Here is a 16974-nt window from a genome sequence, read left to right on the forward strand (position 1 = left end):
AATGAGTTAATACATGGGAAAGAGTGTATGGAGAAGTATTGAGTACTTCTTTACCGGTAATTACACGGCAGATGACGGAAACAATGATATCGATGCCTATGGCTTCGGTGGCGTCATCCGTGCCTATGGTGGTGACGACACCATCCGGGTCGGATCCATCGGTGCGACCGTCTATACCGGTACGGGCAACGACAGCGTCTATGGCGGTGCCGCCTATCTCAAGGTGGTTGACGACTCCGGCAACCTGACCGTCAAGGGGGCGGCGGGTTACGCCGACATCAGCAAGTCCCAGTCCGGCAACGTTCACTTTGCCGGTGCCAGCGGGGCGACCAACATCGATCACCAGGGGCGCGACGGCGACATCCGCTATCAGGGGGCGGCGCTGGCCAACTTCCTGACCCGCAAGGGGATCAGCGGCAACGTCAGCTTCGAGGGGGCCGGCGGCTACAACAAGCTCTGGCACCAGACCGACCGCGGCGATCTGAGCTACAGCGGCGCCGGGGCGGCCAACAAGCTGGACCGCACCTGGCACAGCCAGTATCAGGGCTCGCAGGGCAACATCCACTTCTCGGGGGCCGGTGCGGCCAACATCATCAGCTCCCTGGTGGAATCCGGCAACATCACCCTGAACGGGGCCGGTGCCTACAACAAGGTGTTCCGCAAGGGGCGCGAGGGGGATATCAGCTTCAACGGGGCCGGCGGCTGGAACGAGCTCTCCCGGCTGCGCAACGAGCAGGACGAGTACCTGCAGACCCGCGGCGACATCCACTTCAACGGGGCCGGCGGTTACAACCGGCTGCTGTCGGACGTGGCCGAGGGCAACATCCACTTCAAGGGGGCGGGGGGTTACAACCATCTCTCCCGCAAGGGCTCGGACAGCGATAGCTCCCCCTTCGCCGGCGCCCGTGCCGACGAGATCGCGCTGACTACCGCCACCATGGGCGGCAGCTGGATCAACCAGTCCCAGGCCGTCACGGCCATCAAGTCCAGCCTGCAACCCAATACCTACCTGTTTGCCTTCTTCGATGGCATGTACACCAAGATCAACCGGGTAGAGCTCTCCAACGATGGCGCGAGTGGTGCCCTGCGCTATCACGCCACCTCCTGGTACAAGGAGGGGAACCAGCTTGACGGGCTGGCCGGTCGTCAGATCGACGAGCACAACGGCTTCATCTCGACGCAAACCGACGGCGCCTATCGGCTGAGCGATCTGGTGTTCGAGCGGCGCCAGCGCATCAAGCTGGAGGCGGTAGAGGCGGATCTGACCGAAAACAGCTGGATCAACTACGGTGGCGGCGTGAACGTGGCGGCGGCCGACGTGACGCTCTCCAGCGCCAAGATGAGCGGTTACGCCATTTTTGAGGATGGCACCAAGGTTGACGTGAGCGCGCTGAAATCCCGGGTGCAGGCCAACACCTATGTGTTTGCCAAGCAGCTTGGCCCCTACACCAAGATAGTGGTGGTGGAGCTGGCCAACGACCGTGAGACCGGGGCGCTCAAGTACCTCGCCAAGGCCTGGTACAAGGAGGGAAACCACCTGGCGGGGCTGGCCGATCAGGTCATCTCGGAGCATACCGGCTTCACCGCCATGGGGACGGGGGGCTACTCCCTGAGCGAGGTACACTACCAGCTCGACACCGTCACGGCCGTGTCGGATCGACTGCCGGCCACCCGCGAGTTCTCCAGCCAGCTGCTGCTGCCCCGCCAGCAAAGTGGCGGCAAGAGCAAGGGTGACATCTTCTTTGACGGCGCCGGTGGCGGCAACGTCATCGAATCCGACGTGACCGAGGGCAACATCCACTTCAACGGTGCCGGTGCGGCCAACGTGCTGATCAAGCGCGGTCAGCGTGGCGACCTGGTGTTCCGTGGGGCGGGCCTTGCCAACGTGCTGGTCCACCAGGGGGCCCAGGGCCGGATGGATGTCTATGCCGCCGGTGCGGCCAACGTGCTGGTGCGCAGCGGGGATGGCGAGTACCTGGCCCGTCTGCTGGCCTATGGCAACATCTCGGTGCAGCAGGGCCGTGGCGACAGCCAGGTGGTCATGCTGGGCGGTTACAACACCCATACCCAGCTGGGCGATGGCCAGGGGCTGTGGCTGGCGGGGGGCGGTTTCAACCTGCTGACCCAGGTCGGCAACGGCCGGCTCGATGCCCTGTCGGTGGGCGGTGCCAACGTGCTGACCAAGTTCGGCGCGGGTCAGCTGACGGCCGGACTGCTGGGCGGGGCCAACGTGTTGACTCACGTCACCCAGGGGGACGAGGCTGCCGATACCCGCGCCGTGCTGCTGGGGGGCGCCAACGTGCTGACCAAGAAGGGCAACGGCAAGGTACAGGCCATTCTGGGGGGCGGCGCCAACGTGCTGACCCAGATTGGTCAGGGGGATACCCAGGCGCTGCTGCTGGGGGCTGCCAACGTGCTGACCCGGGTCGGCGATGGCGATCTCTCCACCGTGATGCTGGGGGGCGCCAACGTGCTGACCCATGTCGGCAACGGCGACACTCTGGGTGTGATGGGGGCCGCCGGCAACCTGTTTACCAAGGTGGGCGACGGCACGGCCATTGCCGCCATGATCGGCGCCGGCAACCTGTTTACCCAGATAGGCCAAGGCGATGCCTGGGCCCTGATGGGCGGGGTGGCCAACGTCTTCACCAAGGTGGGCGATGGCAATGCACTGGCGCTGATGGTGGCCAAGGCCAACGTCTTCACCCATATCGGTGACGGCCTGACCGTGGCGCTGATGCTGGCCCAGGGCAACCTGGCGACCAAGGTGGGCAACGGCATGACGCTGGCCGCCATGGTGGGCAATGCCAACGTTTTCACCCACGTCGGTGCTGGCGAGACCTTCGCCGCCATGCTGGGGCAGGCCAACCTGTTCACCAAGGTGGGGGATGGCCTGACGGCCGCGCTGATGATCGGCAAGGCCAACGTCTACAGCCACATTGGCAACGGCACCAGCCTGGGGCTGTTTGCCGGCGAGCTGAACGTGATGACCAAGGTGGGCAACGGCACCACGCTGGCAGCCCTGTTCGGCAAGGCCAACATAGTGACCCATGTCGGCAGCGGTCTGACCGGCGTGCTGGCGCTGGGCAAGGCCAACATCATCACCAAGGTGGGGGATGACTTCCTCGGCGCCATCGCCAAGGCCGATGCCAACGTGCTGACCCATGTGGGCAATGGCACCACCGCCGGCGTGCTGTGGGGCAAGGGCAACCTGCTGACCAAGATAGGTGACGGCACCACGGTGGGCCTGCTCATCTCCGAAGTGGGCAACGTGATGACCCACGTCGGGGCCGGCAGCACCATAGGCCTGGCCAAGGGGCGCGCCAACCTCATCACCAAGGTGGGTGACGGGCTGGTGGTGCAGGGCGCCTGGGGCGACGTCAACCTGCTGACTCAGGTCGGCAACGGCGATCGCTACAGCTTCGCCAAGGGCCGCGCCAACGTGCTGACCAAGGTGGGGGATGGCCGTGAAGTGGCCGTGCTGCAAGGGGAGGCCAACCTGGTCACCCAGGTCGGCAACGGCGATGGCTACACCGGCGCCTGGGGCAAGGCCAACGTCATCACCAAGGTGGGGGATGGTCGTCAGGTCGTGCTGGCCAAGGGCGATGCGAACATAGTGACCCAGGTCGGGGATGGCGAAGGCTATCAGGCGCTGCTTGGCAAGGCCAACATCGTCACCCGGGTGGGGGACGGCATCCAGGTCACCCTCGCCAAGGGGGAGGTCAACCAGACCACCACGGTCGGGGACGGTCTGAGCGTGACGGCCGCCTACGGCAAGTTCAACAACAACGTCAAGGTAGGTGACGGCACCACCGTCAACCTGGCCTGGGGTGACTACAACCTCAACACCAAGGTAGGGAACGGCCTCAACGTTGCTGTCATGAAGGGCAAGGGCAATGCCAATGTCCAGATCGGCGACGGGCTGGACATCACGGCCGCCTATGCCCGCCACAACGTGGCGATCAAGATCGGCAACGGCGACTTCTACAGCCTGGCCGTCGCCAGCAGCAATACCAGCAGCAACAAGCTCGGCACCCTGTTTGACAACATCAAGCAGACCCTGCTCGGCAGCGCGGGCAACCAGGCCATCAACTATCTGGTGCAGGGCGATGAACATGGCCCGATCAAGACCCCGCAAGCGGCCAGCCTGGGCGAGGTACAGGGACTGAGCGGCTTTGGTCTGGACGAGATTGGCGAGGTGAAATCCTCCCTGGCCGGCAGTCTGACCGGCAAGGTGAGCCAGGCCGGCGAGCGCGACGAGCAAGCAATGGACAAGGCGCTGCAGCTCGATGAGCAGGGGCTGGCCCGAGGGGGCGAGAACCTCATCGTCAACGGCGATTTCGAACAGGGGGCGCACGGCTGGCAAGATGCCGGCGCCGGCATCGAGGCCGATTTTTCCGCCGCCACTTACGGGCTGGCGACCGACGGGCACGGTGCCCGTGTCAGCGAACTGTCGACTGACCGCAATACCCAGATTTCCCAGGATCTTGCCGGCCTCAAGGCGGGCGAGACCGTCAACCTGACATTTGATTTTGCCCGTCGGGCCAATATTTCCCTGCAACACGGCATCGAGGTGCTGTGGAATGGCGAGCGGGTGTTTGCCAGCGAAGGGGACGCCAGCAGCTGGCAGAGCAAGGCGTTGACGCTGACGGCCAGAGAGGGTGCCAATACCCTGGCGTTCCGCGGCACCGGTGAGAGCAACGGCCTTGGCTACCTGCTCGACAACGTGGTGGCCATCGCCGCCGGCAAGGCCGAGATAGGCCAGGTCAGCGCCCAGCTGGCACAAGACGACAACGCCGCCCGGGCGAGAGGCGATCAGGCGAGTGCCGATGCCGACAAACAGCGGCTCGAGCAGGAGAAGGCGCAGCAGCTGGCCGCCATCGCCGGGAGCCAGTCCCAGCTGGAGGCTACCGACCAGCAGAAGCTGGCGGAGAATGGCCAGCAGCAGCGTGCCGCCATCGAGGCGGAAGCCCGCGACATGACGGTGCAACTCGATACGCTGGCCCGCCAGTTTGACCAGGTCAGAGCCCCTGACGCGGCGAGCGAGCCGTCCGGCCAGCACTGGCGCACCGGCTTTGCCGACCACCTGCTGAGCACGGTTCAGGAAGATCTGGACGATGCCGGCAGCACGGCCGGCACGGCGATCGAAGATGCCAGGCTCCGCCATGAGGCGCAGCACCAGCAGGTCGATAGCGCGCTGGCCAAGTCCAAGACGGGTCAGCAGCGCAGCGAACAACTGCAAGGTGACGCCGAGGCGGCTGGCCAGCAGCGGGCCGCCCAGGCCGAACAGCGCCGTCTCGACGCGCTGGCTCGCCAGGGAGAGGCTGCATCGCGCCAGCAGCAGGGCGAAGCGAGTGCCAGCCAGGCGCAGCTCGCCGGCGAGCAGGCGGCCAGCCAGGCCGGTTTGCAGGCCAACCAGGCCAAACAGAATGCGGCGAGCCTCAAGCAGAGCGGCGACAAGCCGAACCGCCAGGGTGCCCAGCCCGGCCAGCCCTCGGCCACCGCACAGCCCCTGCCGCAGGCCGGCGAGCTGGATGTGCCCGCCGTCGGCACCGTGTCGGCTCCTGATGAGGTCCAACCCTCGGCCATCGACACTGCCACCGGGCTGAGCGAGCAGGAGCAGTCCGCCCTCGACGGGGCGCTGGCGGCGGTCAACCGCCTGCAGATCAATGCCGGGATCCGTCAACCGGCGACACCACCTGTGCTCCCGACCCCAACACCGAGTCAGGTGCAGAAGGAGGCGCAGGCGACAGCCACGGCGACCAAGCCGGTGCAGCAGCATGAGGTACTGGCCACGGCGGCCGTGGATCTCACCGGCCTGCATGGCCCCCGCACGGGTAGCAAGGCCGTGCCTGAGTTCAGCAGTCACTTCAACGGCTCCTCCATCGGCATCGAGAACGAGCTGACGGGGCTGGTGGTGGCGTTGCCGAAGAACTCGGCACAGAAGTTTGGCTACGTGCACGATGCGGCAGGCAATCCGCTGTTCATGCTGACCAAGGACATGAACCAGGGGGGATACACCAATCCCGCCGGAATAAGCGATGTCAAAGGGATCAGCCAGTGGCAGACCCATACCATCGAGCTGGTGACCTACCCAAGCGAGATGCAGGACCAGCAGGCGGTGGAAGCTCGCAAGGAGGCCATGCTCTGGCTTGCCAGAGAGTTCACCCAGCACATCAGCCAGACCAACCACACCAGGCTCTCTGATCTGGTGAGCGAGGATGGTCGCTTCACCCTGGTCATCTCCAATGCCAACCACGTGATCGCCGCTGGCAATGGCGCCGCCCGTGACGGTCAGGGACAGACCATCGGCATGACGCCGAGCGGCCAGCAGGCGACCGTGGCGGTCAGTGCCAAGGCGTTTGGTACCGGCTCGTCCCAGGAGATCCGGCTGCTGGAGTCCGCTCCCTGGTATCACCCCGAGCTGAAGGAGCTGTTGCTGTCCAACACGGCCAACGTGCAGTGGGAGGATGCGGCCACCGCACAGAATGTGTTTGCCTACCTCACCTCCATTTACGGCAAGACGGCCGATCTGGCCCGGGAATACGGCATTCACATCAATGACTGGGATCCGCTGGCCGAGGGGATCACGCCCAACGCGCAGGGGTTGACCGATCCCAAGGTGAAGAATGCCTGGGAAATCTTGCCAAGAACCAAGCCGGTGGCCATGTTGGCCCTGCTCAGTGCCCATGACCGCAAGCTGGTGTCCGAGCAGATCCTGGCGACCCTCAAGTCGGCCTATTCACCGGCGCTGGCACAGAACATCTATGACTACTTCAAGTTTGGTGGCGAGGTGGCCGGGCATGGCATCAACAATGCGACCACGGGGGATGGCAAGCACCCGGAACCGGCCATCCTGTTCGAGTTCCGTCAGGTGCCGAACGAGCTGAGCCAGTTTGTGCCGAAGTCGGAGTCGACCGCCAGGGTAGAGGTGAAGACCCTCGACCAGTTCGACCCGGTCAGTCGCCGCACCATAGTGGCGGCGGTCAACAACCTGGTCGAGCAGAGCGCGGACTTCGACAGCTGGTATCAGGCCTATCGGGAGAGCCAGGGGCTGCCGCCGGTCAAGAATGCCAAGAAGGTGGCCTCTGCCAACCACAAGGCCGAGTGGGTGATGGCCAACCATGCCGAGGCATGGAGCCAGCTCACCGCCGAGCATCAAGCGGAGGATGCAAACGGACTGCAGGCCCTGGGTGGCCACAAGCCGGGGGATCAGAGCCCGGGCGAGGTGGATGCCGATACGGCCCCGTTGGACAAGCAGCCGCTCAACCCGCTGACCCGCTTCCTCAACGACAACCTCTACGGCACCCGCGATGAGCGGCGCCAGGTGGGCGACATCACCCGCCAACTGCTCGACCATGCGGTGAGCCAGGGCGAGGCCGAGCAGGTGACCCTGCAAGGGGACGCCGGCCGTCTGTCCGGTTACCTGCACAAGGGGGCCGAGCAGCCAGGGACGTCGCAGGATGGCAAGCCCGAGGTGGTGCTGTTCCTGCACGGTTCGGGCTCCTCCGCGGAGGAGCAGGCCGATGCGGTTCGCAGCCACTACCAGAAGCAGGGCATCGACATGCTGGCGGTCAACCTGCGCGGCTATGGGGCCAGCGATGGCGGTCCCAGCGAGCAGGGGGTCTACCAGGATGCCCGCACCATGTTCCGCTATCTGGTGGAAGAGCGAGGGGTGGCCCCTGACAAGATCCTGATCCACGGCTACTCCATGGGCGGCCCCATCGCCGCCGATCTGGCCCGTTATGCCGCCGAGCAGGGCAAGCCGGTGGGCGGGCTGCTGCTCGATCGCCCCATGCCCAGCATGAGCAAGGCGATCAAGGCCTACGAGCTGCCAAACCCGGGCGGTCTGGTGGGGGCGATCGCCAAGGCGATCAACGGTCGCTTCTCGGTGGAGAAAAACCTCGACGGCCTGCCCAAGAGCACGCCCATCATGCTGCTGACCGACAACGAAGGGCTTGGCAGCGAAGGGGAAAAACTGCGGGCCAAGCTGGCCGTGGCCGGTTATCAGGTCAGCGGTGAGCAGACCTTCTATGGCCATCTGGCCAGCAACCGCCTGATGGGCCAGTACGCCGAGCAGATCGTGGGTGACTTGTTCAACCGCACGCCGCCGGCTGCAGACATTGAGGCACCGCTCAAGGGCATCGAGGCCATCAGACGCGATCTCAAGCGCTACCAGGAGGCGCTCACCCCGCAGGTGGGCAGCAACGGGGCGACCAGAGACATCCGTACCACCAAGGCCTTCCTGGTCGGATATCAGCAAGGGCTGGCCGGCAAGGTGGTCGAGGGCTTCCAGTCCGACATGAGCATGACCCGGCTGGTGGACCTGTTCGTCCAGCCGACCCTGACGCCACAGCAGCAGGGGGCGCTGGCCTGGGAGATCGAAAACCGTGCGCTCAAGAGCACCATCAAACCCAGGATTGAGCAGTCCAACCGTCTGTTCCGCGACGTGGCCTCGCAAGGTGGCGCGGATCCATATGCCAGAGAACATCTGGCTCCCCAGCTGTTGCTGCTCAATCTGGCGGATGACGGCTTCGGCGGGCGCTGCGATCCCCTCTCCAAGCTGGTGCTGGTCGCCAAGCAGCTGGAGAGCGAGGGGCAACCCGATCTGGCGCGGCGCATGATGGAGAAGCTCTACTCCGCGGCGGCGGTGATCAACAACCCGGACCGCTACTCGGCTACCGAGCTGGACAACGCCCGCAAGCTGGTGGGCAGCCTGGCGGAGATCCACACCAACACGCCGGCCGCCTACAACTACGACAGCCTGCGCAGCATCAAGTACGACATCGTCAAGGAGAAGTGGGAGGGCAAGAACGCCATCTCGCTCGATACCGTGCTCACCAAGCTGACTGCCAAGGGCAGCGATGCCCCTGTGTTGCTGGAGCTGGATGCGCCGGGCCACGCCATGGCTGCCTGGGCCAAGCAGGGAGAGTCTGGCCGGATCTATGGCTTCTACGATCCCAATGCCGGCATCGTCGAATTCTCCTCCGCCGAGAAGTTCAGTCGTTACATGACCCGCTTCTTCGGCAAAGAGGGGCTGGATATGGCCAACGGCTACCACCTCAAGCCGGGGCCGGATGGCAAGCCGCAGTTCTTCAGGGTCAGCGAGATGAACGGCGCCGAGCTCGCCCGCTTCAAGCCGTCCAAGGATCTGGCCAACAAGGTCACCCTGCAGGAGATCCTGCAGTTGCCGGTATTTGACGAGAGTCCGATGGCGGAGCTGCCGGGCAAAACGGGAGTGACGGAGCGCACAGCCAGGCTGTTTGCCGACGTCTACAGCCCGGATGAGCTGAAAAAAGCTGCCCAGGTCTTTGCCAAGCCCATTGGCGAGTCTTATCAGCAGATCCTGGATCAGCTCGCCACGCTGCACGGTGCCAGCGGACAGGCCAAGGTAGAAGCCGCATTGCGGTTGAACAATCTGATCGACGACTACCTGGTCAAGCACGAAGGCTCCGGTAGAAACCCGGCGCTGAGCAAGCTGCAGAGTCAGCTTCACGGCAATCTCTATCGCGGCGAGCTGGCCTCGTTGCAGGCCGAGGTGACGGCGCTGGCCAAGACCCGCCCGGACCTGGCTGCCATTGTCATCGGCAAGGCCGCCGAAGAGGCGCAGGGCCAGCATCCGGGTCTCACCCAGATGGTGCTGCGCTGGGCGGCGCAAGACCCCTATCTGGCGGCCAAGGCTGGGTACCAGGGGGTCGTGCCGGCGGATCTGCCGTTTGAGGCCAGATTCCACGTCGTCCTCGGCGAACAGCATGACAATCTGAAGAAGTGGCTGAGCGAAGCCCAGGGGGAGGGACTGCTGAGCCGTGCCGTGCTGGACGACACCAGCAAGGTGCTGCATCTGGGTTACTCCTACCAGGAGCTGCAGGACATGACGGGGGAGCAGTCCGCCCAGATGGCGGTCTACTTCATCAAGGAGGTCGCCAAGCAGGCAGCCCCCGGATCTGAGCTCTCCGCCGAGCTCATCATGCTGGACAAGTTCGGTGACCGTCGTTACCTCGGCGAGCTGGAGTCCCGCCGTATCGCACAGGTCGAGAACATCTATCACAGCAGCAAGCAGACCGATGTGGCGGCCTGGGATGCCCGCTATGGTGGCGATGCCCTGCGGACGCTGAACAACCAGCTGGACGGGGAGAGCACGCTGGCCGGACAGCTGTCGCGCCTGCTGGATAACCGCAATGGCCTGCTGATCGGCGAAACCCACGGTAGCGACGTCAACGGTCTGCGGTTCGTCAACGAGCAGATGGATACGCTCAAGACCCAGGGGGTGACTGTCATCGCTCTGGAACACCTGCGCAGTGAGCTGGCTCAGCCGCTGATCGACCGTTATCTGGCGGGGGGAGAGATGTCTCCTGAGCTGGCGACCATGCTCAAGAGCAAGCACCTGGAGCCCTCCCTGTTCGAGCGGGCCCGGGAGCGGGGAATGCGGATCGTGGCGCTGGACGATGGCAGCACCGCCAGACCCGCCATCGCTGGCACCGAGCACGGCCTGATGTACCGGGCCGGGGCGGCCAACAACGTCGCCGTCGAGGTCTTGGGCAAGTTGCCGGTCGGCGAGAAGTTCGTCGCCATTTACGGCAGTGCGCACCTGGCGTCCCACAAGGGGATCGAAGGCTTCGTACCCGGCATTACCCATCGCCTGGGGCTGCCGGCCCTGAAGGTGGATGCGGACAATCGCTTCCACCTGCAGGCGGACGATGTCAGTCAGCGGGTCGAGTACGCCGATGTCGGCAGGAAGTGGACGCCGGTGACGGCGCTGGATGGCGAAGACCAGCCGGTTCGCAACCAGCGGGTCAACCAGTGGCAGCAACCTGAGGTGACACCGGGCAGCGAAGGGGGCGAGACCCGCTTCACCAGCCAGATCATCATCCAGACCGAAGATGATCCTGTGGCTGCCAAGGCCGCGGCCAGCCTGGCCGGCAAACACCCCGACCACAGCGTGGTGGTGCAGCTGGATGCAGATGGCAACTATCGGGTGGTCTATGGCGATCCGGCTCAGCTGGCCGGCAATATCCGCTGGCAGGTGGTCGGCCATGGCCGCAATGAGGATGGACAGAACAACAGCCGCCTCAGTGGCTACAGTGCCGACGAGCTGGCCGGGCGCCTGCGCCGCCTGGGCGATCGTCTGCAACAAGAGGCCGGCGTGGCCACCAAACCGAGTCACGTCAGCCTGGTGGGTTGCTCCCTGGTGAGCGACGACCTGCAGGCCGGCTTTGCCCGTCGCTTCATCCAGGCGCTGGATAACGAGGGGATCCGTACCCAGGTGTCGGCTCGCAGCAGCGAGGTGGCGGTCGATCAGGGCGGTCGCAAGCACACCCGTGGTGAGGCGGATGTCTGGGCCCGCAAGGTGGCCGCCAACAAGGTGGTGCTGACCCTCAACGACGCCGGCGAACCCGTGGTGTACAACGAGCGGGTGCGCGGCGGCGTGGCAGAAGGGGACATCGACCTGGCGAAAGTGGGCCAGAGCGAGGGCGAAAGCCGTGCCCGGGGCGCCATCGCCGACAACGACGAGACCTTCGTCGCACCCGAGAAACAGCGCCAGCCGGAGACGGCATCGAGCCAGACCAGCAGTGCGGTCAGCTACTCCGGCAACGTTCAGGTCAACGTGGGGGATGGCGAGTTCACCGCCCTCAACTGGGGGACCACCAACCTGGGGGTCAAGGTAGGCACGGGCGGCATGAAGTCGCTGGCCTTCGGCGACAACAACGTCATGGTGCACATCGGGGATGGCGACAGCAAACACAGCATCGACATCGCCGGCTACCGGGCGCTGGAAGGGGCCCAGCTGTTCGTTGGGCAACGCAACGTCAGCTTCAACCTGGGGCGCAGCAACGATCTCATCGTGATGCTGGAGAAATCCATCCCCACTCCGCCGCTGGTCAATCCGTTTGACGGGGCCGCCCGCATTGCCGGTGCCCTGCAGCAGATCGCCGGTGACGGTGCCAAACCGGATTGGGTTGCCAGCCAGTGGGATCAGTGGACCCTGGCCGGCGCCAACAAGTTCGTGGCCGACATGGCCGGTCTGGATCAGACCAGCAGCGTCGAATACGGCTCGCTCACCACCCTGGACAGCGGCAACGAGCGCAGCAGTCGCGGGCTCAAGAGCGACCTGGAAGCGACCCTCAACAAGGAGTTCAACAAGCGCATTTCCGGCGGTGGCCAAGGTGCGCAGGGCCCTCTGGACCGGGCGGGCAAGTTGCGCCAGGCCAACGAGAAGCTGGTCTTCAACTTTGCCGTTGCCGGTCAGGGGGCCGATATCCAGGTCACCACGGGCAACTGGAACTTCGTGTTCGGTGACAACATCCAGGCGATCCTGGACACCAACCTGGGCTCCCTGTTCGGGCTAATGACCCAGGAGTTCACCGCCAGCGGGCAGGCCAAGACCACCTTTACCTTCACCCCGACCGATCTGCCGCGCCAGCTGCAGAACCGGTTGCTGGGTCGTCTGGCAGGAGTGGGGGCCGATACCACGCTGGCGGACATTTTCGGCGTGGATTACAACGCCCGTGGCCAGCTGGTGGCCCGTGATGGGGCGGCCATCGATGCGCCGGCCCTGTTGCAGGAGATGCTGGGGGTCATCGCCGAGTTTGGCGGCGATCAGCTCAAGAGCCTGACTGATCCGGCCAAATGGCTCGATCAGCTCAAGGCCGGGCTGGATCTGGGGGAAGATGCCCTCAGCAGTTTTGCCCGCAGCCACGGCCTGCAGGACGAGGCGCCCGAAGAGGCCAAGTCCGGGACCGTGACGGTGCAGCAGGGGAACGAGGCCAAGCCGGCGGCGCTGCCGGCCGCTACCGAGGAGCGGGCCTTCGGCTTCAACGCCCTGAGCCTGCCCAACCTGTTTGCCACCCTGTTCAACCGGGACAAGCAGGCGGAGGTGGTGGCGCTGGCCAAGAACCTCAAGCAGAACCTGACGGCGGATCTGCTCAACATGAAGGAGCAGACCTTCGACTTCCTGCGCAACAGCGGCCATCTGCAGGGAGATGGCGACATGCATGTCTCCCTTGGCAACTACAACTTCAACTGGGGGGGAGACGGCAAGGATCTGGGGGCCTACCTCGGCGACAACAACAACTTCTGGGGTGGTCGTGGGGACGATGTCTTCTACGCCACCGGCACCTCCAACATCTTCACCGGCGGCGCCGGTCAGGACACCGGGATCATGATGGGACGGGAGAACATGATGTTCGGCGGGCAGGGTGACGACGTCGCCGTGCTGGCCGGCCGTGTCAACCGCGCCTTCATGGGCGAGGGCAACGATCAGGCCTTCATCTTCGGTGAAGAGGGCATAGTGGAAGGGGGCGCAGGCCAGGATTATCTGGTGACCTCCGGCAACTACAACCAGATCGATGCCGGCGCGGATCAGGACTTCACGGTGACCATAGGTCATCACAACCAGATCCGGCTCGGCGAGGGCGATGACTTTGCCATGGTGTTCGGCAATCACAACCGCTTGCTGGCCGAGCATGGCAACAACCAGGTCAAGCTGATGGGCTATCACGCCACCATCCGGGGCGGTGACGGCCAGGATCGCTTGATTGCCGACCAGGTCGCCAAGTTCAGCCAGCTCGATGGCGGTGCCGGCGATGACCTGCTGGTGCTGGGCGGTTACCAGAACCAGTTCAGCGGTGGTACCGGCGTCGACAGCTTCGTGTTCAGTGGCGCCGTGATAGAGAACCTGGTGCAGGACATCGGCAAGGAGGACTTCATCGTCTTCAATGATGTCAGCTGGCGGGATCTCTGGTTCAAGCGCAGCGGCTACGATCTGCAACTGCTGGTCAACCGTCGTGCCGACGGCACCAGCGAGCAGGGCAAGTTCGAGCAGCTGGGCAGTGCCACCTTCAGCAACTACTTCGCCGACAACCGGGCCCAGCTGGTGATAGGGCTTGGCGAGCAGCAGGCTGACGGCGAGCGCAGCTACAGCGCGCTCTCCCATCAGGCGGTGGACAACCTGATCCAGGCCATGAGCAGCTTCGCCCCCGAAGCGGGCGACATGGGCCTGCTCAACCGGCTCGACAGCCAGGCCAACAGCCTGGTGCAGTCGGCCTGGGGTGATGTGATCCAGGGCAAGGGGCGGGTTGCCTGAGCAACCTGACTTCCCTCCCGTAAGGTAAAAACCTGCTCTTCGGAGCAGGTTTTTTTATGCCTGTTGCACCCGAAGCGGGCGGCGCAGGCACCAACAAAAAAGCCAGTCAGGAGCTGACTGGCTTTTTATTGGTGCTTATCGGGGATCAGTCGATGAGACTGGCCCACAGGTCGTACTCGTCCGCTTCGTCGATACGGACCTTGACCATGTCGCCGGGCTTGAGGCCGGTTTCACCGTTCAGGTAGACCAGGCCGTCGATCTCGGGGGCATCGGCGGCGGAGCGGCCGGTGGCACCCTCTTCGTCCACCTCGTCGATCAGCACCAGCATCTCTTTGCCCACCTTGCGGGCCAGCTTGCGGATGGAGACCTGCTGTTGCAGCTCCATGAAGCGCTGGAAGCGCTCTTCCTGCACCTCGGCCGGCACCGGATCCGGCAGCTCGTTGGCCTTGGCGCCCTCGACCGGGCTGTACTTGAAGCAGCCGACCCGATCCAGTTCCGCCTTGTCGATGAAGTCCAGCAGCATCTGGAACTCTTCTTCGGTCTCGCCGGGGAAGCCGACGATGAAGGTGGAGCGCAGGGTGATCTCGGGGCAGATCTCGCGCCACTTCTGGATCCGCTCCAGGGTGCGCTCGACGGTGCCGGGGCGCTTCATCAGTTTCAGGATGCGCGGGCTGGCGTGCTGCAGCGGGATGTCGAGGTAAGGCAGTACCTTGCCGTCGCGCATCAGCGGGATGACGTCATCCACGTGCGGGTAGGGGTAGACGTAGTGCAGGCGCACCCACATGCCGAGCTTGGCCAGCTCTTCGCACAGGGCCACCATGCTGGTCTTGACCGGCATGCCGTCGTAGAAGCCGGTACGGTGCTTGACGTCGACGCCGTAGGCGGAGGTGTCCTGGGAGATGACGAGGATCTCCTTCACGCCGGCCTCTTTCAGGCGCTTGGCCTCGGCCAGTACCTCGCCGATGGGGCGGCTCACCAGATCCCCGCGCATGGAGGGGATGATGCAGAAGGTGCAGCGGTGGTTGCAGCCTTCGGAAATCTTCAGATAGGCGTAGTGACGGGGGGTCAGCTTGACACCCTGGGCCGGCACCAGGCTGGTGAAGGGGTTGTGGGTCGGCTTCTCCACGTATTTGTGGACGTGGCCGAGCACCTCTTCATAGGCGTGGGGGCCGGTGATCTCGAGCACCTTGGGGTGGATCTCGCGGATCTGGTTCTCTTTGGCGCCGAGGCAACCGGTGACGATCACCTTGCCGTTTTCGGCCAGGGCCTCGCCGATGGCTTCCAGCGACTCCTGCACCGCGCTGTCAATGAAGCCGCAGGTGTTGACCACCACCAGCTCCGCATCGTCATAGCTGGGCACCACGTCGTACCCTTCGGTACGCAGCTGGGTCAGGATGCGCTCGGAATCGACCAGGTTTTTGGGGCAACCCAAGGAGACGAATCCTACTTTGGGGGCCTGTTTTGTGTTGGACATCGCTCAATCACTCTTAGGTGGCTCTAGTTTTAGGGCGCGGATTTTACCGGAATGGCTAACCAAAAACTATACAGCCGGCACGCCGGAAGCGAACAATCTCTTTGCCCGGGCCACAATGGGCCGTCAAAGGAGAAAACCATGGTGGCAACAGGTCTTGCCGTCCGGTCAGCTGGGCCCTGATGTTTGTTGCTGACGCTTGAGTCAATTTGGCAGGAGAGTAAAAACAGGGGTCACTATACTCCCTGCAGGAATAGCAGAAGGACGTGCGGGATGGAGAGTTCATTTGGCGAAAAAGTGCAGAACGTGCACGCCACGCTCAGGCAGCGGTTTGACAAGTTGAGCCGGGTTGCGGTCGCCATCTATGACCAGCAGACGGACAAGCTCAAGACCTTTGCCCACAGCACGGAGGGGGGCTCGCCGCTGTTGCAGTACGAGGTGAAGCTGAGCGAGGTGCCCTCCCTGCGCTATCTGGCCGAGCGCCAGCAACCCAGGGTGCTCGATACTCTGGGCTCGCTGCAGGGGTCCCCCGCCGAGCACAGCCGCAAGCTGCTGGCGGCCGGTTATGAGTCTAGTTACACCGAGCCGCTGCTGTTCAACAGCCGGCTGTTCGGTTTTCTGTTTTGCGATGCCAGGGAGCCCGGCTATTTCGATGCGGCCATTCGCGGTGAGCTGGCGGCATACGCCCAGATCCTGGCAGCCATCATCGCCGTTGAGTTCTTCTCCATCCAGACCCTGAACGGGGCGCTGACCACGGCGCGGGAGTTCAGCCGCTACCGGGACGAGGAGACCGCCAACCATCTGCACCGCATGTCGGGCTATTCGCGGCTCATCGCCCGCGAGGTGGCAGCCCATTACCCCCTCAATGACGAGGAGGTGGAGTTCATCCATCTCTTCTCCGAGCTGCACGACATCGGCAAGATTGCGGTGCCGGACGCCATCCTGCTCAAACCGGGCAAGCTGACCCCGGAGGAGTACGCGGTGATGAAGATCCACCCGCTCAAGGGACGGGAGATGATCGCCCTGATGATCAAGGAGTTTGGTCTGGACGGCATCCATCACACCGACATGCTCAAGAACATCATTGCCTACCATCATGAGCGCTTCGACGGCCAGGGCTACCCGGAGGGGCTGGCGGGGCAGGCGATCCCGCTGGAGGCTCGCATCGTCACGGTGGCGGATGTGTTCGACGCGCTCACCAGCGAGCGTCCCTACAAGCAGGCCTGGCCGTTCGAGACGGCCTTCGAGTACCTCAAGACCCATGCAGGCAGCCAGTTCGACCCCGTCTGCGTTGCGGCTGCGCTGCGCAGCAAGGAGGCGTTTCGCGCCATCCATCAGCAGTATCGGGATCCGGCCATAACCTGACCTCTCGTTCACGCTCTCGGTGCTAGAGTCGGCTTGCCTACCGGGGGGAATGCCT

The 16974-nt window shown here is 64.3% G+C and carries 3 protein-coding genes; 2 read left to right on the plus strand and 1 reads right to left on the minus strand.

Features of this window, described 5'->3' with window-relative positions:
- Nucleotides 1-13 precede the first annotated feature (13 nt).
- Nucleotides 14-14083 (plus strand): MARTX multifunctional-autoprocessing repeats-in-toxin holotoxin RtxA, encoded by a 14070-nt coding sequence (rtxA, locus tag G5134_RS03290; RefSeq protein WP_065018236.1) that lies wholly within the window; start codon nt 14-16, stop codon nt 14081-14083.
- 145 nt (nt 14084-14228) lie between these two features.
- Here the strand turns inward: rtxA and rimO are convergent, their stop codons facing one another.
- Nucleotides 14229-15557 carry a 30S ribosomal protein S12 methylthiotransferase RimO gene (rimO, locus tag G5134_RS03295; protein WP_010634637.1) on the minus strand — a complete coding sequence of 443 codons (1329 nt, stop codon included), beginning with the start codon at nt 15555-15557 and terminating at the stop codon, nt 14229-14231.
- Between the two features lie 270 nt (nt 15558-15827).
- Between rimO and G5134_RS03300 the strand changes: the two genes are divergently transcribed.
- The gene (locus G5134_RS03300) at nt 15828-16919 is read left to right on the plus strand and encodes an HD-GYP domain-containing protein (RefSeq protein ID WP_024942930.1); all 1092 of its coding nucleotides are present in this window, start codon (nt 15828-15830) and stop codon (nt 16917-16919) included.
- The last annotated feature ends 55 nt before the right edge of the window (nt 16920-16974 follow it).

The organism is Aeromonas sp. 600276 (genome assembly GCF_049175815.1).
Classification (GTDB): Bacteria; Pseudomonadota; Gammaproteobacteria; order Enterobacterales; family Aeromonadaceae; genus Aeromonas; species Aeromonas dhakensis.